20 protein-coding genes and 1 pseudogene are annotated in these 24,074 nt (G+C 54.9%); 8 read left to right on the top strand and 13 right to left on the bottom strand.

All coding sequences use genetic code 11. From position 1 onward, the window contains the following. Positions 1 to 2 precede the first annotated feature (2 nt). Complete coding sequence (locus L1I42_RS04695; protein ID WP_236113327.1) at positions 3 to 218, bottom strand: DUF2093 domain-containing protein; 216 nt, start codon at positions 216 to 218, stop codon at positions 3 to 5. Positions 219 to 264: 46 nt separating this feature from the next. Then, positions 265 to 1,713, bottom strand: coding sequence for an exodeoxyribonuclease VII large subunit (gene xseA / locus L1I42_RS04690; RefSeq protein ID WP_236113326.1), 1,449 nt, complete (start codon positions 1,711 to 1,713; stop codon positions 265 to 267). A 104-nt stretch (positions 1,714 to 1,817) separates the two neighbouring features. Between xseA and purD the strand changes: the two genes are divergently transcribed. Together purD and L1I42_RS04680 are read left to right on the top strand one after the other, a co-directional pair. After that, positions 1,818 to 3,092 (top strand): phosphoribosylamine--glycine ligase, encoded by a 1,275-nt coding sequence (gene purD / locus L1I42_RS04685; RefSeq protein WP_236113325.1) that lies wholly within the window; start codon positions 1,818 to 1,820, stop codon positions 3,090 to 3,092. 75 nt (positions 3,093 to 3,167) lie between these two features. After that, positions 3,168 to 4,028 carry a patatin-like phospholipase family protein gene (locus L1I42_RS04680; protein ID WP_236113324.1) on the top strand — a complete coding sequence of 287 codons (861 nt, stop codon included), beginning with the start codon at positions 3,168 to 3,170 and terminating at the stop codon, positions 4,026 to 4,028. Here the strand turns inward: L1I42_RS04680 and L1I42_RS04675 are convergent. After that, complete coding sequence (locus L1I42_RS04675; RefSeq protein ID WP_236114170.1) at positions 3,997 to 4,428, bottom strand: nucleoside deaminase; 432 nt, start codon at positions 4,426 to 4,428, stop codon at positions 3,997 to 3,999. The two genes, L1I42_RS04680 and L1I42_RS04675, sit on opposite strands and share 32 nt — an antisense overlap. A 123-nt stretch (positions 4,429 to 4,551) precedes the next feature. Here L1I42_RS04675 and mutL point away from each other — a divergent pair, with 123 nt between their 5' ends. After that, on the top strand, positions 4,552 to 6,408 hold the full coding sequence (mutL, locus tag L1I42_RS04670; RefSeq protein ID WP_236113323.1) for a DNA mismatch repair endonuclease MutL: 1,857 nt from the start codon (positions 4,552 to 4,554) through the stop codon (positions 6,406 to 6,408). Positions 6,409 to 7,297: 889 nt separating this feature from the next. Here mutL and rsmD read toward each other — a convergent pair. The 6 genes from rsmD to L1I42_RS04640 form a co-directional block, all read right to left on the bottom strand. Beyond that, the gene (rsmD, locus tag L1I42_RS04665) at positions 7,298 to 7,858 is read right to left on the bottom strand and encodes a 16S rRNA (guanine(966)-N(2))-methyltransferase RsmD (RefSeq protein ID WP_236113322.1); all 561 of its coding nucleotides are present in this window, start codon (positions 7,856 to 7,858) and stop codon (positions 7,298 to 7,300) included. Positions 7,859 to 7,873: 15 nt separating this feature from the next. After that, positions 7,874 to 9,493 (bottom strand): pseudouridine synthase, encoded by a 1,620-nt coding sequence (locus L1I42_RS04660; protein WP_236113321.1) that lies wholly within the window; start codon positions 9,491 to 9,493, stop codon positions 7,874 to 7,876. A 47-nt stretch (positions 9,494 to 9,540) separates the two neighbouring features. Then, positions 9,541 to 10,170, bottom strand: a complete 630-nt coding sequence (locus L1I42_RS04655; RefSeq protein ID WP_236113320.1) for a hypothetical protein — start codon at positions 10,168 to 10,170, stop codon at positions 9,541 to 9,543. 49 nt (positions 10,171 to 10,219) lie between these two features. Continuing rightward, positions 10,220 to 10,702 carry a signal peptidase II gene (gene lspA, locus L1I42_RS04650; RefSeq protein ID WP_236113319.1) on the bottom strand — a complete coding sequence of 161 codons (483 nt, stop codon included), beginning with the start codon at positions 10,700 to 10,702 and terminating at the stop codon, positions 10,220 to 10,222. A gap of 10 nt (positions 10,703 to 10,712) precedes the next feature. Further along, positions 10,713 to 13,661, bottom strand: a complete 2,949-nt coding sequence (gene ileS, locus L1I42_RS04645; protein ID WP_236113318.1) for an isoleucine--tRNA ligase — start codon at positions 13,659 to 13,661, stop codon at positions 10,713 to 10,715. 319 nt (positions 13,662 to 13,980) lie between these two features. Further along, entirely contained in the window at positions 13,981 to 14,958 is a 978-nt protein-coding gene (locus tag L1I42_RS04640; RefSeq protein ID WP_236113317.1) for a bifunctional riboflavin kinase/FAD synthetase, read from the bottom strand. Between the two features lie 198 nt (positions 14,959 to 15,156). On the opposite strand from L1I42_RS04640, the gene L1I42_RS04635 reads away from it, so the two are divergent. Both L1I42_RS04635 and L1I42_RS04630 read left to right on the top strand, forming a co-directional pair. Continuing rightward, positions 15,157 to 15,552 (top strand): response regulator, encoded by a 396-nt coding sequence (locus L1I42_RS04635; protein WP_236113316.1) that lies wholly within the window; start codon positions 15,157 to 15,159, stop codon positions 15,550 to 15,552. A 3-nt stretch (positions 15,553 to 15,555) separates the two neighbouring features. Further along, entirely contained in the window at positions 15,556 to 16,194 is a 639-nt protein-coding gene (locus L1I42_RS04630; RefSeq protein ID WP_236113315.1) for a protein phosphatase CheZ, read from the top strand. A gap of 38 nt (positions 16,195 to 16,232) precedes the next feature. Here L1I42_RS04630 and L1I42_RS04625 read toward each other — a convergent pair whose 3' ends face one another. After that, positions 16,233 to 17,084, bottom strand: coding sequence for a TIGR01459 family HAD-type hydrolase (locus L1I42_RS04625; RefSeq protein ID WP_236113314.1), 852 nt, complete (start codon positions 17,082 to 17,084; stop codon positions 16,233 to 16,235). A 29-nt stretch (positions 17,085 to 17,113) separates the two neighbouring features. Beyond that, positions 17,114 to 18,331 (bottom strand): EAL domain-containing protein, encoded by a 1,218-nt coding sequence (locus L1I42_RS04620; RefSeq protein WP_236113313.1) that lies wholly within the window; start codon positions 18,329 to 18,331, stop codon positions 17,114 to 17,116. A 240-nt stretch (positions 18,332 to 18,571) separates the two neighbouring features. On the opposite strand from L1I42_RS04620, the gene L1I42_RS04615 reads away from it, so the two are divergent. After that, complete coding sequence (locus tag L1I42_RS04615; RefSeq protein WP_236113312.1) at positions 18,572 to 20,023, top strand: sigma-54-dependent transcriptional regulator; 1,452 nt, start codon at positions 18,572 to 18,574, stop codon at positions 20,021 to 20,023. A gap of 5 nt (positions 20,024 to 20,028) precedes the next feature. Further along, positions 20,029 to 20,484 (top strand): GNAT family N-acetyltransferase, encoded by a 456-nt coding sequence (locus tag L1I42_RS04610; protein WP_236113311.1) that lies wholly within the window; start codon positions 20,029 to 20,031, stop codon positions 20,482 to 20,484. Between the two features lie 1,163 nt (positions 20,485 to 21,647). Here the strand turns inward: L1I42_RS04610 and L1I42_RS16420 are convergent. Together L1I42_RS16420 and L1I42_RS04600 are read right to left on the bottom strand one after the other, a co-directional pair. Continuing rightward, positions 21,648 to 22,202 (bottom strand): annotated as a pseudogene (locus L1I42_RS16420) (glycosyltransferase family 39 protein); the annotation flags it as partial. Between the two features lie 129 nt (positions 22,203 to 22,331). Beyond that, positions 22,332 to 23,465, bottom strand: coding sequence for a glycosyltransferase (locus L1I42_RS04600; protein WP_236113309.1), 1,134 nt, complete (start codon positions 23,463 to 23,465; stop codon positions 22,332 to 22,334). Between the two features lie 273 nt (positions 23,466 to 23,738). On the opposite strand from L1I42_RS04600, the gene L1I42_RS04595 reads away from it, so the two are divergent. Next, on the top strand, positions 23,739 to 24,029 hold the full coding sequence (locus L1I42_RS04595; RefSeq protein ID WP_236113308.1) for a co-chaperone GroES: 291 nt from the start codon (positions 23,739 to 23,741) through the stop codon (positions 24,027 to 24,029). Positions 24,030 to 24,074: the final 45 nt, after the last annotated feature.

The raw sequence follows: 24,074 nt of genomic DNA, 5'->3' as shown, positions 1-24,074 counted from the left end.
CGTTACTTTTTGCTTTTTTGCAGCGCTTCAAGCGAGGCGTGTGCATCCACATAAGGTTCCTGCCGATCCACGCTCCAATAGGAAAGCTCGTCCAGCGGAATTTGTTGGCCGGTGACGGCGCAGCGCACAAAGGTGCCTGGTTTGATTACGGCAAAATCCGCATCCAGATAGCGCAACTTGGCTTCGCTTTGGCCAAAACCATTTTCAAAAATATTCATCGTCAAACCTCTTTCGCCCCTTATTTAGGACGGGGCGAGCAAAAAATCAAAACAGACTTTTCTGTTTTTGCTCTTTTTCTTCAGCGTCAGCCTTCGGTTTGGGCTTGGATTTTGGTTTTGCCTTGGCGGGCGGCGCGTCGGCCACGATCACGCCCAAATCCCCATCTGCAAATTGCACATTTAGCCCCTCGCCCTTTTCGGGTGTCGTAGCGGAACGCACAAGATTGCCTTCAGCGTCAGTGACCAGTGCAAAGCCACGTTCCAGCGCCTTTTTGTGGCTCAGACTATCAAGCAGCTTGCCCAAGTTTTCAATTTTGGTCTGCTTACGCTCAAACGTGGCCAAGGCCGCGGGACGCAACCGGGCGCTCAGGCTTTGCAATTGACCGGAGAAGTTTTGCTGTTTCTGCCGCAAGCCGTGGGGCGACAGGCGGGCGCTGATCTGGGAATAGCTTGCGCGCTTGCGGTCCACAAACTGATTGAGGGCGTTGCCGAGCCGCATGGTCGCCATATCGAAGCGCTGGCGCGGTACGTTGGTCAGGTCCTGGGCTTTGGGCAAGGCAGCCGATACGGCACGCAGCCTGTCTTTAGCGGTGGCGATGTTCCGGGCCTGGGCCGCGCGCAGGCGCGTACCCTGATCCAGCACATAGTTGATCAGTTCTGATTTTACGGGTACTGCCATCTCGGCCGCACCCGTGGGGGTGGGCGCGCGTTTGTCCGCCGCATAGTCAATCAGGGTGATGTCTGTTTCATGGCCCACCGCAGAAATCAGCGGGATGGTTGATGCCGCGGCAGCGCGCACCACCTCTTCTTCATTAAAGCCCCACAAATCTTCGATTGAGCCGCCGCCCCGCGCCACGATCAACAGGTCGGGCCGCTTGATCGGGCCATCAGCGGGCAAAGCATTGAACCCATTGATGGCGTTGGCGACTTCCGGGCCGCAGGTTTCGCCCTGCACCCGCACCGGCCACACGATGACGTGTGTTGGAAACCGATCATCCAGACGATGAAGAATATCGCGGATCACTGCGCCGGTGGGCGAGGTGATCACGCCGATGGTTTGGGGCAAATAAGGCAGTTCCTGCTTGCGCCCGGCATCAAACAGACCTTCGGCGGCCAATTGTTTTCGGCGTTGCTCGAGCAAAGCCATCAGTGCCCCGGCGCCCGCCGGTTCAATATCGTCAATCACCAGCTGGTATTTGGACGAGCCGGGATAGGTGGTGAGCTTGCCGGTGGCAATCACTTCCATGCCTTCTTCGGGCTTGATGCGCAGGCGCGAGAATTTACCGCGCCAGATCACCGCCTCAATTCTGGCTTTTTCGTCCTTTAAGGCAAAATAGGCATGGCCGGAGCTATGCGGACCGCGATAGCCAGTAACCTCGCCGCGAATGCGCACGTGACCAAACTGATCCTCAATGGTGCGTTTCACCGATTGAGAGATTTCGGATACTGTGAATTCGTGGGCGTTTGAAGCCTGCGCACCGGTTTGCTCTTCCATAGATTAACTGGTGCCTGTTCATAATTGAATCGTCAAGGGTGACCTTTCTAAATCAACATGATATGGGAACAATCGCTTGGGCTGATTTGGATTTGGATTAAGAAATGAACATATTGCTGTTGGGTTCTGGCGGGCGTGAGCACGCCCTCGCATGGGCGATTGCACGCTCTGAACGTTTGGGCAAACTATATATCGCGCCGGGCAATCCGGGCATGGCCGACTGTGGTGAATTGGTGACCCTCAATGTAGGGGCGCACGACAAGGTAGCGGCCTTTTGTGCTGACAAAAAAATTGACCTGGTTGTTGTCGGGCCGGAAGCGCCACTGGTGGCTGGCATCACCGACGATTTGGAACAAGCCGGCATCAAGGTCTTTGGCCCCTCCAAAGCCGCAGCACAACTCGAAGGCTCCAAGCATTTTACCAAGCTTTTGTGCGACGAAATGAACGTGCCGACGGCCAAATATGCACGCTTTGACGATGTGGATGCTGCGATTGACTATGTGCGGGCGGAGGGTGCGCCCATCGTGGTGAAAGCAGACGGATTGGCCGCAGGTAAGGGTGTGATTGTGGCGCAGACGCTTCGAGAAGCGGAAGATGCCGTGTTTGCGATTTTTGACGGCGCCTTTGGCTCTGCAGGTGCCTCGGTGGTGATCGAAGAATGCTTGATGGGCGAAGAAGCCAGCCTTTTTGCCATCAGCGATGGCAAAAACTACAAATTGTTGCCTTCCGCGCAAGATCACAAGCGCGCCTATGATGGCGATAAAGGCCCGAACACCGGGGGTATGGGGGCTTATTCTCCTGCCCCAGTGATGACCGAAGAGATGATCAAACGGGTAGATGAGGAAATCATCGCGCCCTCCATTCGAGGCATGGCGGCGCGGGGCACTCCCTTCAAAGGGGTGCTGTTTGCCGGGCTGATGATCACCAAAACCGGACCGAAGCTGATTGAATATAATGTGCGTTTCGGCGATCCGGAATGCCAGGTGCTGATGTCATTATTGCAGTCAGACATTGTGGACCTTTTGGAGGCCACTGTGAATGGCACATTGGATCAGCATACACCGCAATGGCGGGACGCAACGTCATTGACTGTGGTGATGGCCTCAAACGGCTATCCCGGTTCTTATGACAAAGGCACGCCCATCAACGGTCTCGACGCGGCAGAAGACGATGGCGTGAAAATTTTCCATGCGGGCACTGCCCTTGAGGAGGGTCAATTGGTGGCCACCGGTGGACGAGTGTTGAATGTGACTGCGGTTGCGGATGAGATTCAAACCGCTCGCGACAAAGCCTACGCGGTAATTGAGCGCGTGGATTGGGGCAATGGATTTTACCGAAAAGATATCGCCTGGCGGGCACTTGAGCGCAAATCTTCGTGATCGGCACTTGAAGATATAAAAGTTTAAACAATTTCATTTAACATCTAAGTTGAATGCGAACCTTCAGGTGTTAAAATGGCGATAACAGGTCCCAGAATTGGCGTTGCGCTTGGCGGCGGTGCCGCACGGGGCCTTTCGCATATTGCAGTGATTGAAGCGATGGACGAGTTGGGCTTAAAGCCCAGCCTGATTGCCGGCACCTCCATCGGCGCCTTTATTGGCGCTGGCTGGGCCGCTGGCATGAGTGGGCGTGAAATCCGAAGCTATGCAATTGATGTGCTGGGCACCATGCGCGCCCTGAGTTCACGCTTATGGCGCACGCAGGTGACGGGCATTAAAGCCATGTTTCAAGATGGCATTTCCATGCAGTTTGACGCCACCAAGGTGTTAACCTCCTTCGCGCCGGATACACTGCCTATTCACTTTGAAGAGTTGAAGATACCCCTGAGGGTGATTGCCACTGATTACCGTTCCTGGCATCAGGTTGTGTTTCATACCGGCGAGATCGCCCCGGCCATTGCCGGCTCCATTGCGATTCCCAGCCTATTCAAACCCGTAGAACATGGTGGCCAGACCCTGGTGGATGGTGGCGTGGTGAACCCACTGCCCTTGGAGCATGCGGCGCACAATATGGATATTCTGATCGGTGTGGATGTGAACGGCGATCCGGTGCCTGTTAATGACTCCACCATGCCTTCGGCAATTGATGTCGGACTTGGCGCCGCGCAAATCATGATGCACTCACTCAGCGCCTATGCCATTGCCGCCTACCCGCCTGATATCTATGTGCGTCCACCTGTGGGGCATTTTGGCGCCTATGAATTTTGGCGCGTACGGGACATTCTGGCAGCAGGCGACACGGTGAAGGAAAAGCTCAAGCGCGATCTGGCCACGCGCATTGACCTTATGCTCGCCTCTCAGCAAAAAATTGGATAAGCAATTGAGCGGCCTCGGCTTCGCCTATGCCTGAAATCACTTCGGGCTGATGATGGCAAGTGGGTGAGGTGAAGAAACGCACACCATTATCCACGGCCCCGCCCTTTTGGTCCTCTGCCCCATAATAAACGCGCCGCAGTTTGGCATGGGCAATTGCCCCGGCACACATGGTGCATGGCTCCAGCGTTACATAGAGATCACAACCATCAAGACGTCCGGTGCCCAGTTTCGCCAATGCCTTACGCATGGCTTGCATCTCGGCATGGGCGGTTGGGTCGCCTATGCGCTTCATTTCATTTTGCGCCGTGGCGATGATTTCACCATCTTTCACAATAACCGCCCCCACGGGCACTTCGCCTGCTACAGCGGCTTGCCGGGCAAGTTCTAAGGCCTGTTGCATGGGTGTGGGCTTGGTTGGCTTGGTCATCATCATCCTACTTGTTGAAATGTTACCTGCCATAGGTTGGCAAAGGATGCAAAGCCTATCGGTTCGCCTTATGCTTGGCGGATAGGAGAATCAGCCATGCGCATTCGGCAACTGCCCAACGATCTGGTGAACAAAATCGCAGCTGGCGAGGTGATTGAACGCCCGGCCAGCATCGTGAAAGAGTTGGTGGAAAACTCGCTGGATGCGGGCGCCACCCGCATTGCCATCACCACAGGTGCGGGCGGCAAATCCCTGATCCGCATTGAGGATGATGGCTATGGCATGGGCGAAGAAGATCTGCGCTTGAGCGTGGAACGCCACGCCACCTCCAAACTGCCGGAAGATGATCTCGATCATATCTCTACCCTTGGTTTTCGCGGAGAGGCATTGGCCTCGATTAGCGCGGTGGCGGATCTGCGCATTGCCACGCGGCCACGCGATGAGGAGCTGGGCTTACAATTGCGCTTCGTGGATGGCGATGCGGTGATTTCGCCCCATCCCATGCCCCACGGTACGGTGATCGAGGTGCGTGAGCTGTTTAAAAATGTGCCTGCACGGTTGAAATTTTTGAAGTCTGATCGCGCAGAAAGCAATGCGATCACCGATGTAATGAAGCGGTTGGCCATGTCCAAACCGCATGTGCAGTTCATTCTGTCTGGCTCTGATCGGCAAACGCTAAACTGGCCCGCCCAACCGGTTTCCGACGCGGAGGATGATTTTCAGGGCGATAAGAACCGCTTGGGGCAAATCTTGGGCTTGGATTTCGCGCAAAATGCGGTGCCGATTGATTATCAGCGCGGCCCGGTGCGCGTGCGCGGCATGGCGGCCCTGCCCACTTACACCAAAGCCAATTCGCTCTCGCAATTCTACTTTGTGAATGGCCGCCCCGTGCGCGACAAGGTGTTGTTGGGCGCTTTGCGCGGCGCATATGCTGACTTTTTGCACCGCGATCGTTTTCCGGTTGCGGCGCTGTTTGTGGATTTGCCCAGCCAGGATTTGGACGTGAATGTGCATCCGGCGAAGGCGGAAGTGCGCTTTCGTGATGCCGGCTTGGTGCGTGCGGCAGTGATCCGTGGCGTGATGAATGCGCTCGATGCGGCAGGGTTCCGCGCCTCAAAAACGGTGTCGGATGCGACGTTGAATGCGTTTCAACCCGGTGGTGCGCCGCAACCGCAACCTGCTGCCCCATCTCAGCCGTCACATGTGGCGCCGAACGCAACAGGCGATGGATTTGCCATGCCCCAGCAGCCACAATGGGGTCACGCGGGCTTCACGCCTCCACCGCCCAGCTTTGGCGCACCACGTATGCAGGATTTGCATCAGCCAAGCGCCCGCATGGAAAAGAGCGAAGAGATTCCGCCGGAAGATGATGATTTCCCGCTCGGTTCCGCACGTGCCCAATTGTTTGAGAACTATATTGTGGCCCAAGGGCCGGACAGTTTGATCGTGGTGGACCAACATGCGGCGCACGAGCGGCTCGTTTATGAGCGGTTCAAAAAAGAATTGAGCGATGGCCCTGTTCCCGCGCAACGACAATTGATCCCCGTGGTGGTGGAGCTGCCGGAAGAAGATTGCGACCGATTGGAAGAAGCGCAAGAAGAATTGGCACAGGTGGGGCTGGGCGTGGAACGTTTTGGCCCTCGTGCCATCGCGGTGCATGAGACACCGGCCATTTTGAAGCATCCCAATGTAGAAAAGCTGATCAATGATGTGGCTGATCAGCTGGCCGAATGGGACAATATCTCCATTGTCCGCGAACGTTTGGAGGAAGTGGCGGCCCGGATGGCATGTCACGGTTCGGTGCGCTCCGGGCGGCGCTTGCGCGCTGAGGAGATGAACATGCTGCTGCGCGATATGGAAGCCACGCCTCATTCCGGCCAGTGCATCCATGGCCGCCCGACCTATGTGGAGCTGAAGAAAGCGGATATCGAGCGGCTGTTTGGGCGGCGGTAGGTTCGATTGATTTGCCGCCACCGGTCGCTACGCTCACATTTTCCTGCCCTCGCGCCGGGCGGGCTGGCCCGGCACCCCCGGCATCTTCACGCGCCGCCGTCGTTCGCTGCGCTCACATTTTCCTGCCCTCGCGCCGGGCGGGCTGGCCCGGCATCCCCGGCATCTTCACGCGCCGCCGTCGTTCGCTACGCTCACGTTTTCCTGCCCTCGCGCCGGGCGGGCTGGCCCGGCACCCCCGGCATCTTCACGCGCCGCCGTCGTTCGCAGCGCTCACGTTTTCCTGCCCTCGCGCCGGGCGGGCTGGCCCGGCATCCCCGGCATCTTCACGCGCCGCCGTCGTTCGCAGCGCTCACTACCCCGGCATCCCCGCCAATTGCTACCACGCTGTGTCTCCGCGCTTGAACTGACGCGAGGAGAAAACCATTCCCACTGGGCCGTCCCGGCCTTGAGCCGGGACCACCCCTCAAGCGCAGGGGTACAGGCCCCGGATCCAGTCCGGGGCGGCCCAGAGGAAAGGGGCACATTCGAAAAATTACTATGGGAACAATATGGCGAAGACTGACTAGCCCCGAGATGATTCTCTTCGGTTGCCCCAGCGCTCACCTTTTTTTGTTTGCGCCCCGCATGTGGGCCACGCACCACTGATTTTCTCGCCCTATCAACACCCACCCGCCGTCACCCCAAGACTTGATCTTGGGGTCCATTTCACATTGGCGAAGGCGCAGGATCGTTGTAGTCCGAACAACAGCTTGAAGGCTCAAACCAACCAATTAGGTGCCGGGCCATTACCCTCAAATGGATTGTAAGATCAAGTCTTGCAATCACGTGGGAGGGCGAGGTCTGAGCAGTGATATATTGTGCCGGAGCGGGCAGTTGGCGGGCGCTGCGCCTAGCCAGCAGGTGCCTTGAACAAGTGAATGACCGTGTCGCCATAGGTGCGTTCGTCGAGACGTTCAAAACCTTCCGGCGCCGTGATTTCCACACCCTTTTGCTCTTCCCAGACGATGATCGCTTCTGGGGCAATCCAGCCGCCTTTGTGGGCGATTTCCAGCGCTTTGTCGCCTAAGCCTTTGGCATAGGGCGGGTCCAGAAAGACCAGATTGCACGGCAAGATGCGCTGGATTTGGCCGAGGTCAGTTGCGTCACGACGCAGCATACGGGATTGACCGGCCACACCGAAATCCTGGATATTTTCACGCAGCAAGGCCCGCGCTTCAACGCCTGTATCCACAAAGGTCGCGTGCTCCGCGCCGCGTGACAGGGCCTCAAGGCCCAGCGCGCCAGTGCCCGCAAAAAGGTCCAAGACCCGACATTCGCTCATCACCGGCCCAAAATAATTGGCCAAAATATTGAACAGGCTTTCGCGCACCCGATCTGACGTGGGCCGAATGTCGTTCGTTTGCGGTGCCGCAATGGTTTTGGATTTAAACTTGCCAGCAACGATACGCATAAAACTCAGCCCGCCTTACGATTTGCGCGGCGGACGCCCGCCTGGCTTGCCGCCAAAGGGTTTGCCGCCGGAGGGCCGACCACCGGACGGTTTACCGCCTGATTTGCCACCACGGCCACGTGGACCGCGCTGCTCTCCTGCTGGACGTCCTTTATGACGCCCTGCATCAGAAAAAGCTTGGCCGCCGCGGTCGTCGCGCGGTTTGCCCCGGCCGCCTGCGGGCTTGCCTCGCGGCTTATCGCCGAATGGTTTTCGATCACCGCGATCACTGCGCTCGCCACGTTCTGGTCTTTCTTTATTGCGGTCCGTAAAGGCACCACGTCGATCATCCGGGCGACGGTCATCACGACGGCCTGCACCACCGCGTGGTTTATCACCGAACGGTTTGCGCTCTCCACCACGCTCACCCCGTGGTTTATCGCCATAAGCTTTCTTGTCGCCAAACTTTTTCTCGCCGAAGGGACGTCCACCCTCTTTGCGATCACGTTTTTCGAACGGCTTTTTGTCGCTACCTTTGTCGTCGCGGCGATCTTTGTTGAATTCGCGCTTGGGGCCGCGATCATCGCGATCGAATTTTCCCCCTTTATCACCAAAGCGCTTTTTGCCGCGGGGGCCCTGATCTTCATCATCTTTTTTGCGGGCGCGAGGCACATGTTCGCCAATATTGCCATCATCAAAAAACACGCGGCGTTTTGGCGTTTCTTCCGCCTCATCAAACCGACGACGCGGGGCGCGTTTATCATCTTTTGGCTTGCGCGGTTCACCGGTGCGGCCACGAGCGCGGCCAAACTGGGCGGGCTTCTCTTCGGCCTTTTTCTTTTCCGCCTTCGGCACAACAGGCACAATCGGTCCTTCAAAATCCACACCTGCCGCATCGGCCAGTTTCTGGCCCAGCTGATCTTTCAAGACGCGGGTTTTGACGGCCTGAATTTCGCCCGGCTTCAACTCATTGAGTTGGAAGGGACCATAGCTGAGGCGGATCAGGCGGTTCACCTCTAACCCGAAAGCCGAGAGGACATTTTTCACTTCCCGATTTTTGCCTTCACGCAAGGACATGATCAGCCACACATTGCTGCCCTGCTGGCGTTCCAGCGTGGCTTCAATCGGGCCATAATGCACCTTGTCGATGGTGATCCCATCTTTCAGTTCGTCCAGCTTTTCCTGGGTGATGCGGCCATAGGCGCGCACGCGATAACGCCGCGCCCAACCTGTGGACGGCAATTCAAGCACACGCTTCAATCCGCCCTCATTGGTGAGCAGCAGCAAGCCTTCGGTGTTGATATCCAGACGACCAACGGTCAACACGCGGGGCAATCCCGCTTCTTCAAAAGCGTCATAAATGGTGGGCCGACCTTCAGGGTCGTGCTCAGACACAACCAGCCCCGCTGGTTTATGGTAGAGCCACATGCGCGTGGCTTCCCGCTCGCCCAGCGGTTTACCGTCCACCAACACGCGGTCTTTGTCCGTCACATTGATTGCCGGGCTATCGATTGTTTTGCCATTAACGGACACGCGGCCGTCAGCAATCCAGGTTTCCGCTGCGCGGCGTGAGCATAATCCGGCGCGCGCCATTACCTTGGCAATGCGATCACCTTTCTGGCGGTCATTTGTGCTGCCAGCGTCTTTTTTGGCCATGGGAGCCCTTTACGAAGAAAATTATATCGGCCGGGTTTACCCGTTTGTTACGAGCCTTGCAACGCTTCTCTGATCTCTGGCGGGCAAAGTGGACTATCCAATGGCACCAAATCGCCATTTTCAGCCAGACAGATCAAATCCTGCCCGCCCACTTTGGTGAAATACTTCTCAGGCGGCAGATAAAGCGGCCGTCTTCCACCATCTCTCAACGCTTGTTGATAGGCGATACGCTGCTCGCGGAAGCGCCGTGCGACTTCCTTGGCTTCCTTCGGCGTGAACGCGCGGCCGGTCGCATCATTCAAGTCCACCACCCGGGCGCCCCGGATCAGGCGAATTTCATTTTCAGTCAGCCTGGTTTCATCCAGCAGAACTTCATCAGAGTCTTTTGGAAGAGCCGCAGCCGCTGTTTTCGTTGGAATAGGCAAAAACTTCGTGTCTTTCGGTAGAACCAGTGGCGCACGCGGCGCGGAAATATCTTCTTTTTCCTCACGCTCCAAAATGCCCAACCCGCGCAATGTTTCCGACATCACTTCGCGTTCAAAAGTGTTGCCGTCCTTAAACGCGTTGGTGCCTTCCACTGTGGTGCATGCGGACAAGCCCAGAAGCGATGCACTGACAAGTGTCCCGATCCCTGTCCATTTAGCGATAGTAGGAAATTTCTGGTTCGTTCCGAACATACATGCCACTCCAAAAAACTTGCCCAAAGGCCATAGGTCCCAAAAAAGGCTATTTTGAGGAACCCTCCCCCTCAGGCTTTAGCACTATATCCCATAACAAGATAAGAAGGCCAAGGGCAATTGCTACATCTGCCAGATTAAAAATATACCAATAATAGCCATAGGCATGAAACGAAAAGAAATCAGCGACCGCGCCATAAGCAATGCGGTCAATCAGATTGCCCAATGCGCCGCCCAGCACAATGGCAATGCCCCAGCGGGTTAGTTCGGTCTTGGCCGTCAGCCACCAGATGGCCAGCCCTAGCATGGCTACAGACATGACGCCGATCAGCACAAGGGGTGATGACTCGCCCAGCCAGCCATAAGAAATGCCTGTGTTCCAAGCCAGCACATAGTCAAAAAACGGAGTGACACTGACGATCTCGCCGCCGGTCCACCCCGCAATATTGAGCATGTAGAGCTTATGCCCCTGATCGATCAACAGGGCCAGAATGAAGGCAAACAGGCTTTTATGGGCAATATTCGCCTTCATTGTTAAGTTCCTATGATTGCGCTAGTTCACGCAAGGCCTGCGCATCACGCAAGGTAACGTCCGGGTAGTCCGGGTCCTCACCCACTTCAGGCAACACCTTCCAGGAGCGCTCACACTTTTTGCCTTCGGCAAGGGTCGGCACCACGGCAACGCCGGGCACTTCGTCCATGCGGAACGCTTCGCTCGGCCCTTCATTTTGCAGCACTTCGGCCTGGCTGGTGATGGCAATTTCCGCCATATCCTGGCCATGCAGCGCAACATAGAGGTCTGCGTCTGACACATAAACCTTCGGCGCTGATTCCAGCGACGCGCCAATGCGTTTTTCGCGGCGCTCAATTTCCAGCGCCCCGGTGACCACGCGGCGCACCTTGCGGATTTTGGCCCATTTTTCAGCCAGTTCCACATTTTGCCAGTTGGCGGGGATTGTGGGGAACTCGCGCTTGTGCACAGAGCTATCGCCTTCCGGGAACCGCTCCAACCACACTTCTTCCATGGTGAACACCATGATCGGTGCTAACCAGGCGGTGAGGCACTCAAACAGTTTGTTTAACACGGTCATGGCCGCTTTACGCTTGACGCTGGATTTCGGGTCGCAATAAAGCGCATCCTTGCGGATGTCGAAATAAAAGGCCGACAAATCCACGGTCATGAAGTTGAACAGGGTTGAGAAAACCCGTTTATAATCAAACGCTTTATAGTAGCCGCGCACATCTTCATCAAGCTTGGCCAAGCGGTGCAGCATATATTGCTCCAGCTCAGGCATATCCTCGAACGCCACTTCTTCCGCCGGGTCATAATAGGCCAGGCTGCCCAACAGGAACCGCAATGTGTTGCGCATCTTGCGATAGGCATCAACTGTGGTTTTGATGATCGTGTCGCCGATCCGGTGATCTTCCGAATAATCGACAGAGGCCACCCAGAGGCGCAGGATATCCGCGCCATATTGCTTGATAATGTCCTGCGGCGCGATGGTGTTGCCGATCGATTTCGACATTTTGCGCCCATCTTCGGCCATGGTGAAACCGTGGGTCACCACATTTTTGTAAGGTGCCCCACCACGGGTGCCGCAGCTCTCCAGCAATGAGGACTGAAACCAACCGCGGTGCTGGTCTGAGCCTTCCAGATAAACATTCGCAGGCGACTGGTGATGGTCGCGTTTTTCCAGCACAAAGGCGTGGGTTGAGCCTGAGTCAAACCACACATCCAAGATGTCGGTCACTTGCTCCCAATCGGCCGCATTATATTTGTCGGTGAGGAACCGTTCTTTTGCGCCCTCAGCAAACCAGGCATCGGCACCTTCGGCTTCAAACGCCTCGGCGATGCGGTTATTCACCTCATCATCTCTGAGCACCTCGCCATCTTCATTGACGAACACGCAGATCGGCACGCCCCAGGAGCGTTGGCGCGACAGCACCCAATCCGGGCGACCTTCTACCATAGAGCTCAGGCGGCGTTTGCCGGTCTGCGGCACAAAGTTTGTCGCCTCGATCGCGTCCATGGCGCGGGTGCGCAGCGTATCGCCTGCGCCGTCAATATCGCGGTCCATATAGACAAACCATTGCGGCGTGTTGCGATAGATGATCGGCTTTTTCGAGCGCCAAGAGTGCGGATATTGGTGTTTTAAACGCCCGCGGGCCGCCATGGCACCACGTGCAGACAGCTCGGCAATCACCCGCTTGTTGGCGTCGCCCTTTTTGCCCTTATCATCGATGATGCGCGCGCCTTCAAAGCCCGGCGCGTCCTTGGTGTAATAGCCACCAGCGTCTACACAGAATGGGATGGTCGTGTCGATGCCGCGCGCTTCCAATTCGCGGGCATTTTCCATCCAGACCTCAAAGTCGTCCGCGCCGTGCCCCGGTGCCGTGTGCACAAAGCCGGTACCCGCTTCATCGGTGACGTGATCGCCGTTCAGCAACGGCACGGTATAATCATAGCCGCCGCCATGGCCGTTCAGCGGATGCTCAAGCTCGATACCGCCCAGCACATCGGCAGGCACGTCGCCCACGCGCTCATAGGCGTCCACCCGCGCTTTGCCAAACACATCTGCCGCCAGATTATCGGCAAGGAGCAGCAGTTCGCCCTGTTGCACCCAGTTTTCTTCTGGCGCGTCGGTGACCTGATAAAGGCCATAGGAGATGTCAGACGAGAAAGACACGGCACGGTTGGTGGGGATGGTCCACGGGGTGGTGGTCCAGATCACCACGCTGGCTTCCATCAGTTTTTCCACCATGTCGGCCTGATCGCCGGTGCCGCCTGCGGCTGTCACCGGGAATTTCACCCAGATCGCATCGCTCTCATATTCATGATATTCGATTTCCGCTTCGGCCAGCGCCGTGCGTTCCACCACAGACCACATGACCGGCTTTGAGCCGCGATAAAGCTGGCCGGAAGTGGCAAATTTCATCAATTCACGGGCGATCTGCGCCTCTGCATCGTAAGACATGGTGATGTAAGGGTTGTCCCAATCGCCATTCACGCCGAGGCGTTTGAACTCTTCGCGCTGTACGTCCAGCCAATGCTGGGCAAATTCCCGACATTCCTTGCGGAACTCGTTGATCGGCACTTCGTCCTTATTTTTGCCCTTGGCGCGATATTGCTCTTCGATCTTCCATTCGATGGGCAGACCGTGGCAATCCCAGCCTGGGATGTAAGCCGCGTTATAGCCCATCATCTGGTGCGAGCGCACCACCATGTCTTTGAGCACTTTGTTGAGGGCGTGACCGATATGGATGTTGCCATTGGCGTAGGGCGGGCCGTCGTGCAGGATGAATTTTTCTTTATCCTTAGAGGCGTCGCGCAGCTGCTGGTAGATGTTCATATCTTCCCAGCGCTTGAGCCAACCTGGCTCGCGCTTGGGCAAGCCCGCCCGCATAGGAAAATCTGTTTTGGGCAAGTTTAATGTTGCCGAATAATCTTGTTTAACATTTTGCGGATTATCCGCGCCTGAATTGTCGCTCATGGTGCTAACCGTCATTCAATTTGTACTGGAAATGCCGACGGGCGAATGGCCGTGGCGTGTTCTCAATTTTTATCCGACACTTCGCTCGCGCTTTTTCGCGCTGGTTACGAAGGCCGGCTAATAATTCGAATAATCGGAATGATCTGCGCAGGGTTGATCGCGCGCCGCAAAGCGACGGTTTGAAAAGTTCTAAGCGTGTGATCAAAAAAGGCCACGAGTTGGTCACCGATTTATTGTTGGTTCAGTGGCATTAGGCCAGAACAGGGCGCAAAGTCAATCTTTCGGCTGAAAAACTTGAGGTTTTGCCTGCCCCCTTGCCCTATTTATCAAAGAAGCCGAGCTTGATATCAATCTCGGACATGGCACGTTCATCCGCCAGCACCTTTCTGGCGTTCTCGCTGTCCTTATCCATGGCGGTGATCAATTCATCGAGGGAATTGAAGTTTTCTTCGCCGCGCAGATATTGGCACAGGGCCACTTCCATATATTCGCCATAGACTTCTTCAGCAAAGTCGAAAATATGGGTTTCAAACAGGGTGGTGCCATTGTCGAACATGGGGCGGCGGCCATAATTGGCGACGCCATTATAGGTTTTGCCCTTCACCCGCGCCCGCACCACATAAACGCCGTGCTTTAGCCCTTCATGGGGCGACAGGTGCAGATTGGCGGTGGGATAGCCCAGCTCGCGCCCGCGCTTGTCGCCATGGCTGACTTCACCGGCGATAAAAGCGTGATAGCCCAGCAACTGATTGGCAAATTCCACCTCGCCTTCGCGCAAAGCTTCGCGCACCCGCGTCGAAGATACGGGCGCATCGCCCTCATCGAGCATATGGTTGATCACCACATCAAACCCGTATTTCGGGCCCGCTTCCACCAGATATTGCGGCGTGCCGGCTCGATTTTTGCCGAAATGGAAGTCGGCGCCCACCGTCACAATCGAGGCGCCCAGCTGGTCGACAATATAGTTCTCAATGAACTCGGGCGCTGATTTTTGCGAAAATTCTTTGGTGAACGGCATGATCACAATGCCATCAAAGCCCATCGCTTCCACCAGCCGCGCCTTTTGGTTGCGCTCGGTCAGCCGGAACATAAAGGGCTTGGGCGCAAACACGTCGCGGGGATGGGGCTCAAAAGTCAGCACCAGGGCGGGCACATTGTTGGCGCGGGCCATTTGCTGCGCGCGCTCAAAAATGGACTGGTGGCCACGATGGCAACCGTCAAAATTGCCGATGGCCACCACACCGCCACGTAGATGTGACGGCAGCTCACCCAGATTTTCAACGATGGTAAATGCCATAGTGCAAAGCCCTGCTTACTGAATCAAAGGCAGAAATGAATTGGCGCAAACTGCCCCTTTTGACGAAAATTTGCAAGCAGAGCCTGACGATATTTTGCCACATCGCAATAAGGGGTTTTCCCAAGGCTTTGGTTTACCGCTATTTCAGCACGCCACCTTACCATAGCACCATATTTTAAGAATTCTGGGGGTGAGAGAATGGCTCTGGACCGTTCCATGCGCATTCTGATTGTGGATGATTATGCCACAATGCTGCGGATATTGCGTAATTTGTTGAAACAATTGGGATTTGAGAATGTCGATGACGCTGCAGACGGTCATGAGGCAGCGCAAAAGGTCGCACAACAAAAATATGATCTGATCATTTCCGATTGGAATATGGAACCGATGACTGGCTATGAGTTGCTGCGCCATGTGCGCGCTGATCCGGCAAATGCCCACGTGCCCTTTATCATGATCACTGCAGAGTCGGCCACGGAAAATGTGATTGCGGCCAAGCGTGCCGGGGTCAATAATTATATCATCAAGCCGTTCACCACCGAGGTCTTGTTCGCCAAGATGCAAGCGGTTTTTGAAAAGCAGATGGCGGGCTAACCCATGGGACATGCAGCAGAAAAATCAGGCTCTGATCTGGATTTGACCGATCTGGCCGAACGCGATGATGAACGTATTCCATTAAAGGATGTGATTGCCCTGGCTGAAAAAGTCACAACCGCACTTAAGCCGTTGGTGCGCAGTCTTGATCGATCGATGCATCAGGAACTTAAAGAGATATTGCAGGCCATTGAGGGCTTGCGCAGCGAACTTTCGCGCGTCGACGCCAATGATATTTTCGCCAAACGCATTCCCGAAATGGGCCGCGAGCTCAGCGCCATTGTCAAAGCCACAGAAGTGGCTACCGACACGATTATGAATGTGGCCGAACAGGTATTGGCCGCGGATAAATCCGATCCCCAAAAATACGCTGCCGAAGTGGAGCAGCATATGATGGCGATTTTTGAAGCCTGCAGCTTTCAAGATCTAACCGGCCAGCGTGTCACCAAAATTATCCATACGATGGAGGTCATTGAAGACCGGATTGAGGTGTTGTGCAAAATGATTGAAAACAACAATATCGCCCCGCTCTCCAGCGGCGAGTTGACCGACCGCGAAAAACGCAATCGCGACAAGTTGGTCAGCGGCCCAGCCCATGATGGTGAAGGCGTTTCTCAGTCTGACATCGACGCGATGTTTTAACGGTCAACCCAGCGACCCTCCCCCGGGACGCCCTGCGCTTACCAATAAAGGCGCGGGGCATACCCGACGGTGTTGGCATCGCTTTGCGCGACCAGTTTGGTCACCAAATCCAAGTCCGGATTTTCGATATCGCCAAGCTCCTGAGCATGAATTGACCCTGAGATAAACAGAAAATCATAGCCCATTTGCGCAGCGCCGGTGGCGTCCGTTCGTATGCTGTCGCCAATGGCCAGGGTGCGATTTGGCGCCGGGTCTTCACCCAATTTCTCTGCGGCCAAGCGTGTGGCACGCTGGTAAATTGGCGCATATGGTTTGCCGGCCAGGCGCACTTCGCCACCAGCTTGCTCGTACACATCGGCGAGCGCTCCCCCGCAATAGATCAGCTCATCGCCCACTTCCACAACCTTGTCCGGATTGGCACAGATAAAGGGCAGCCCGCGCCGCTTCCAATCGAGCACTTCTTTTGAATAATCTTCTGGCGTACGACCATATTCCAAATCAGTGCAAATGATAGCTTGCGCTTTGTCCAGGGGGCCAAACTGCACCGCAATACCCTCAAACAAGGCCCCGTCGCTTTCCGGGCCTAGCCTGAAAAGCGATTGCCCCTCATAGGGCCGGATCAGATCGCGGGTCGCATCACCCGAGGTGACGATTGCGTCGTAGATATCGGTCGTTACGCCCAATTCGGCGATTTCAGCGGCGATCTCGCTAGAGGGACGCGGCGCATTGGTCACCAAGATCACGGCCTTGCCCATTGCTTTGGCATCGCGCAACGCGTCAATTGCCGTCTTGTGCCCCAGCCGACCATTGTGAAGCACGCCCCACACATCACAAAACAAGGCATCATAATGATTGATCAGGTCTGAAAGACCGAATTTTTTCAAAGACATATATTTTTCGCTCTATTTGGAGTTTGCCATCAATAGGCGGATGATTGAACGCGTTGTTTTTCGCCCAACAAATCGGGCCGAACGGGTGAAGGTGGTGCGATATGTTCGCCTTGGGCAAAGGGTATCTTGTCGTCCAGCAACATCAAAATTTGCTCTTCTTGCACCACATTGTCCATGATCAAGCCGACATCATAGCGTTGCACGAAATCTGCGACATCAGCATTGTGCAAATCGGAATAGGACTGAGGCTTGTCAATAAAACGCTGTGTATCCGCCTTAACATATCTCACGCCGCGAGCGTAAAGCTCTTGAAAATTAAGACGCAGACTGCGCACTTTGTTTAAGCAGATGCCGACGCCGATTTTTACGAATTGTGACAGCATCGCCCGTTGATCCTGGTTTAAAGCGGCATAGCGCTCTTCATCCATCATCAAAAACAGGCTGGCGGTAACCGCGCGGTTGGAGCGCACCAGCTCGATCAGTTGTTCACAAGCGTCGGTGTCATTTAAGAGGCAATAGGAAATCGGCACAAATAGCGATGTGGGCTCCCCGGCACTGTTGGAGCGATGGATGATGTTGGCACCTTGGCGCACCAGCATTTGCTCCAGCTCGGCGATCGTTCCTGTGCGGTCAGACTGAGGCAAAAACTCACTTGCATTCAACAGCTTACCACCTGACTGGGCCACTTTTGGCACCAAATCATAGCCCAGCGTGCGCCGGTGCGGCAATGTGACGATGGGCTGCAAATATTGGCGCAAGCGTCCTTCAGCCAAGGCATCTTGCAAGATCGAAATCGGCACATCGGTTGACTGATCTTCTATCGTTGTCGAACCGGTCTCTCTTTTCAGGGGGGCAACATTTGAGGTATCACGCGGCCGGGGTTCTTCCGCTTGATGCACCGCCATGGCTTGAGTGGCCTGCGTTTCTTCCACTTCAGCCACCGCTTCAGCCAACTCGCGTACCACCGTGCCCAACACAGATATGTCGGATTCTACGTCCTCCAAACGGTTGTTCACATTGATATTGGACAAATAGTTGACCTGATCGGACATGATCTCGTTGGTGCGGGCCACCACACCCAATTGTTGGGCTATTTCAGATACACGTTGGGCCAGATATTTTTCCGTGCGGCGGCGAAACATGCCCTCAATCACGACAGCGCAAGTCAACGCAAAAAATCCGGTGACCAAAAGCGCATCCATGAGAGTCACACCCAGCCCGAAATAGGCGGTTATGCCAACGCTCAAACACGCCACAAAGATAAAAAACAGTATGAGTGCGCGCACGTTAAACTAAAGGCCCTTCAATCCAGATTCCCCAATCCTTAGCATAGCATCGCTTTTTTGCCCGTCAAAGCAATCGCAAACTTGATGTTTTGCGCTATTTTTACAAATTTGCATCAAATGCAAACACTTTGTTTACCCTAATTAGCAAAGATGGGTCAGCAAGAATGCGATATATGACCCAGAATCGGGAGTAACGGCAGAATGCCAGTTTCATGCGGCTCTTCACGGCCACCGCGTCTATTGATTGTCGACCATGGCAATTCACTTCTGAATGATTGTCAGGACTTTTTGGACAATAAGGGCAACGGGATGCAGCTTTCCTGCACCCATGTCACCAGCGGCGAGCAGAGCCTGAGCGCGCTGAAATCCCATGATTTCGATATTATCTTTGTTGAATTGAACAGCATTGGGGACGTGGAGCCCGACGCTGAGATCGCGCTGTCCAAAATCGCGCATTATTCCCAAGGCGCGCTGATTATCGCCCTTTCCGAAGGTGGATCAGTGACCATGGCGGTGGCCGCCATGCGCGCGGGTGCCCACGATTATTTCGCCAAACCCGTGATCGCCAAAACTTTGTTTGACCGGTTGGAAGAGCTGTCCGCGCGGCATGGAAAGAAATATCAGTTTTCACCGCCGATCGAGAATGAAGATCGTCTTGATTTCGAAGGATTTGTTGGTGCATCCCCCCAGATGCGGGTGATCTACGAACAAATCGGACGTATCGCCCCGTCTAATGCCCCCGTTTTTATCACCGGGGAAAGCGGCACCGGCAAGGAAGTGTGCGCCGAAGCGTTGCATGCACGGTCGAATCGCGCTGAGGGACGCTTTGTGGCCATTAATTGTGGGGCAATTCCGCGAGATTTGATGGAAACCGAGTTATTCGGCGTGGTGAAGGGCGCCTTTACCGGTGCGATGCAAGATCGCGAAGGGGCCGTGGAATTGGCCAATAGCGGCACATTGTTTCTGGACGAAATCGGAGAATTGGATTTGAGCTTGCAAGCCAAATTGCTCCGCTTTTTGCAAACGGGCAGCATCAATCGCGTCGGCGAAGCTATGCCGCGTAAGGTGGATGTGCGCATTATTTGCGCCACCAACCGCAACCCCATGCAAATGATCACGGAAAAGAAATTCCGCGAAGACTTGTTTTATCGCCTGCATGTGCTGCCCATTCATTTGCCGCCCCTGCGCCAGCGCCCAGCAGACATTATGCCAATCGCCGAAACTTTTCTTGCCCGTTATTCTGAAGAAGAGGGCAAAGAATTTATCGGCTTTGACCGGGAGACCGCGGAACAGTTCATGGCGCGGGAATGGCCAGGTAATGTGCGACAGATTCAAAACCTTGTGCGTCGCATTGTGGTGATGCATGACGAACAATTGGTCACGGCGCGCATGGTGCGCTTGGCAGATGTGGAAAGCCAAGCCCATGCCCGGCATAAGACGGTGCGACCCGCGCCCGAAGTTAACCGACATGCCCGTGCACAGTCCGCTGCGCTGGAGCCGCTTTGGAAACAGGAACAACGCATCATTGAAGAGGCGCTGGCCCTGTTTGACGGCAATATCTCTCAAGCGGCAGCCGCTTTGGAAATCAGCCCCTCCACGATTTATCGCAAGAAAATGTCTTGGGAGAAAATGGAAGCTGAAAGCGCCGCATAAGCTTTATGCCCTCACCTCTCGCGCGTCGGCCGGCCCGGCCAGACGATTTGGACGCTTTGATCGAGTTGCGTTTGATCGCCATGCGCCCCAGCCTTGAAAAACTGGGACGGTTTAACCCGGCGCGGGCACGCCAACGCTTTGTTGATGAGTTTGCGCCAGAACACACCACCATCCTTATTGATGAAGGCCGCATTGTCGGTTGTTATGCGTTGCTGCCGAGAGCGGACCATTTTTGTCTTGCTCACCTCTATTTGCTGCCGGCCTATCAAGGGCGTGGCATTGGGCGGTCAATTGTCATGGAATTGCAGCGCAAAGCGGACCAAATGGGCAAACAAATCCATTTGATCGCGCTCTCCCAAAGTGACGCTGAACATCTTTATGCGCGACTCGGCTTTGAAATTATTGATCGTGATAATGTCGAGGTCCGGATGGTTTATGCCGCGACAGGAGATCAGCGATGATAGTCAATCTTCACCGACACTGATTTGGCAAACACGGGCTTTCCATCCGGCGCTTTCAGTTCCAGCATGATGGTTTGTTGTCCCAATTGGGCTGGCATTTGAACCCCGATGTCAAATTTACCCTCCATCACATTTGCTGCGCCAACTTGCCGGTCGTCGACATAAGCATTGATTTGGGTGGGGGCCCCCAACACATCAATTGTTCCGTTGATGCGGGCAATTTTGGTGAGTGGCAGAAGGGGCACCTTATATTTGCCCGTAGTGGTCGGGCCATATCTTCGATCGATGATCAGGTTTTCGCCGCGATAGATGCGCACCGGGGCCAACTCAGCACGCCCGCCCCGTGTGATCAGCACCTCGCCCACCTGCTCGAAAGATTCGAAGAGTGGCGACATTTGGTCCAACACCGCTTGGTGTGGCCAAACCGATGTTGCGACATAGCCATCCAGGCCAGCGAGTCGCGCTGGGTTTTGAACAAAGGCAATATTGCGGGGGTCGCTGGACATGCACAGGAACGACACTTCTCCTTTGGTCGCGTTATCCACATGGCCACACTCGGTCCAATGGAGACCAGCCACGAAATTCCCATTCTCCAGCGCGCCGTTCTCTTCTAAGAACTGTCGCAACGCCGTCCAAGGCAGCGCGTCTCTTGTGGGATCGATGCCCTCACTGAATCCGGGGATGACGTTGCGTAACCAACCGGTTGCGGTGTGGGTGACCAAAATGCTCATCAAGCCAAAATTGATCAGCGTTGCGAGCAGCAAAAATGCTGACAAAGCCCGCTTATGCCGGGCCCACCCCGCGTCCATCCACATGGCCAACACCAAAAACAGCATCATATAGCCAGGGGCCTGCCAATGGAAATGGAACTGCGTTTCCGACCATGCCGCCACGGCAGTGAACAAAAATATCGGGCCGTGAGCCAGCATGATGAAGAAAAACGCAATGCCTGGCGATTTGGCGCGCGGCCAACGGCCACCTGGCCCCTTCACGAAAGCCAATAAGCCCGCCGCCAAGGCAGGCAGGGCAATCCAGGGGGTGATGTAGACCAACTGGCCGATGATCATGCGCAGAAGGCGCATCGGGGAGAAATCATCGCCAAATGCGCGTCCCCCTTGGAAACTGAAGGAAATAAAATCATTCTGGATATTCCAGATCAGGACGGGCGCGGCAACAAGAGCCGCAAGCACTAGAGCAATGTAGGGACCGGGATGCACAATCCATTTGCGCGCGCCCGGCGCGACCAGCGTATAGAGACCGGCACCATAAATCAGGAAGACAGCGTGATATTTTGACAGAAATGTCAGACCCAGCATAAGGCCGACCCAGACCCAGCTGATCAAAGGTGCTTTTGGGTCTTCGACAAATATATCCAGCAAGAACCAAACAGTGAGCAGCCAGAACAGCATTAGCGGGGCTTCGGGTTGTGCCCAACCGCCAATGGAAAGCTGAAAAAGCAATGATATGTTGAACAGCAATGCCGCCAGCCAGCCAGCGCGGGCGCTTTGAACCCGTTCACCGATGCGGTAGATGATCCAAGTGCTCAGGCTGAACATCAATATGAACGGCAGGCGCAACAGTGCAGGCACCTCGCCCGGCACTATCAAGTTGGTTGCCCACAATATCCATAAAAACAGGGGTGGTTGATCGAAATATGACAGGCGCAAAGCGCGGGCGGACGCGAGATAGTAAGATTCGCCGATGCCAAAGCCCACCATCGATCCTGCCCAGATCCGCCAAATAGCGGTCAAGACGATCAGCCAGAGCACCCATTTGGCGAAAGGAGACGCTTGGTCGGACCATGCGAACAACTTACGAGAATTGCGTGCCCCTGCTTTCATTTTATCCTAAGCTCGCCAGGTGAAGATGCGCGTCATCGCATAGTTGAACACGATACTGATAATAATGCCGGCGATTGCGGCCAAATAGAAGAGTGAGTTTTGTTCAAAGATAAAGGCCGCGACCGATACGTTGGCAATGGCGGGAATGGCGCAGACCGCATAAAAACTCAGCAATCCCTTCCAATAATTCAGCCCACGCAGCTGCCGATCCGCATAAGTGAACATGTTATTGTGGTGGAAATTTGACGTCATGGCCACAATGGTGGCGAAAAGCTGGGCGTTGGTGAAATTAAAACCAAGCCACCCGCTGGCAAGGGTAAGCGCGAGCAGATGCACAAAAACGCCAATCCCGCCCACAGCGGCAAACAAAAAGAAGCTCGAGGGCAGATAACCACCGGTCATTTTAGACAATGCAAGCCCGAAAAACTGGACAGCGATCAGCGGGCTCATCTTGCTTTCCCCGTCGTGGCGGGCGCGAAAAGTGAAGCCCACTTCACCGATTTGAAGCGGCTTGCCCATATTGCGCGCTGTGGCGATGATATCGAGCAGAATTTTAAAGCCCTCATCGGATAGTTTAGGCGCGACCTGTTCAAATTTCTCACGCTTGAGCATAAAGAAGCCGGTCATGGGGTCGGTAATTTTCGTTCCCGTGACCAGATTGGCGATCCAATTGGCTACATTAGACGCCGTTTCGCGGAATTTGGTCAGTCCATCGCCCGCAGACCGACCATCCAGAAAACGTGAGGCCAAGACGAGATCTTTGTCGGCCTCAACCATCGCCAGCATTTGCGGCAACACGGTTTCATCATGTTGATGGTCCGCATCCATCACTGCCACAAAAGGCGCGTTGCTGGCGGAAATGCCTTCAACGCAGGCAGAGGAAAGCCCTCGGCGGCCAATCCGCTTGATGCATTTAACCCATGGCTTTTTCTTGCCAATATCTTTGGCAAGCTCTGCAGTGCCATCAGGGCTGTTGTCATCAACAAATATTATTTCGAAGGGCGTTGTTGGAAAAACGGCCTCAAGTTTTTCAACCAAAAGCTCGATATTGCCGCGCTCATTAAAGGTGGGCACAACGATTGTCAGCTTGGGCGCACTCCAGCCTGCAGCCATTTGTGATGATTCAACTTGCACTGACATGGATTCCCATCTACCCTCGCGAAAATTCGCTGAAGGCTTAGCGTTAGTTGAGCGCAAAGGCAATCCTGGCGCGCCGCGTTTGTTGTGCTTTTTCCGCTCGTTTTTGCGATTTTTCGGCCAAAAACAAAATAAAAGAAAAAACTTCACGCCCTCGTTCTTGACACATAGCTCCCTGATCACTATTTCCTGTGCGATGCTTTTTAGCACTCACCTCATGAGAGTGCTAATAGCAGCGGAATTAACGTCAATTTAATGGAAATTGAAGGAGCGAACATGAGCTTCCGTCCACTTCACGACCGCGTAGTCGTTCGTCGTGTCGATTCTGAAGAAAAAACTTCAGGCGGCATCATCATCCCTGATACTGCGAAAGAAAAGCCTTCTGAAGGCGTTGTGGTTGCTGTTGGCCCAGGCGCGCGCGACGAAGATGGCAAGCACATCACACCTGATGTGAAAGCTGATGACCGCGTTCTGTTTGGCAAATGGTCAGGCACTGAAGTCAAGATCGACGGCGAAGACCTGTTGATCATGAAAGAAAGCGACATCATGGGCGTTATCGAAGGCTAATCTCAGCCTTTGTAGCGTTCCCCAAAAATAAGTTTCTAAGGAGCA

The organism is Maritalea mediterranea, assembly GCF_021568695.1.
Lineage (GTDB): Bacteria > Pseudomonadota > Alphaproteobacteria > Rhizobiales > Devosiaceae > Maritalea > Maritalea mediterranea.
Note: the sequence above shows the minus strand (reverse complement) of the source record. Positions and strands in the feature narration are given on the sequence as shown.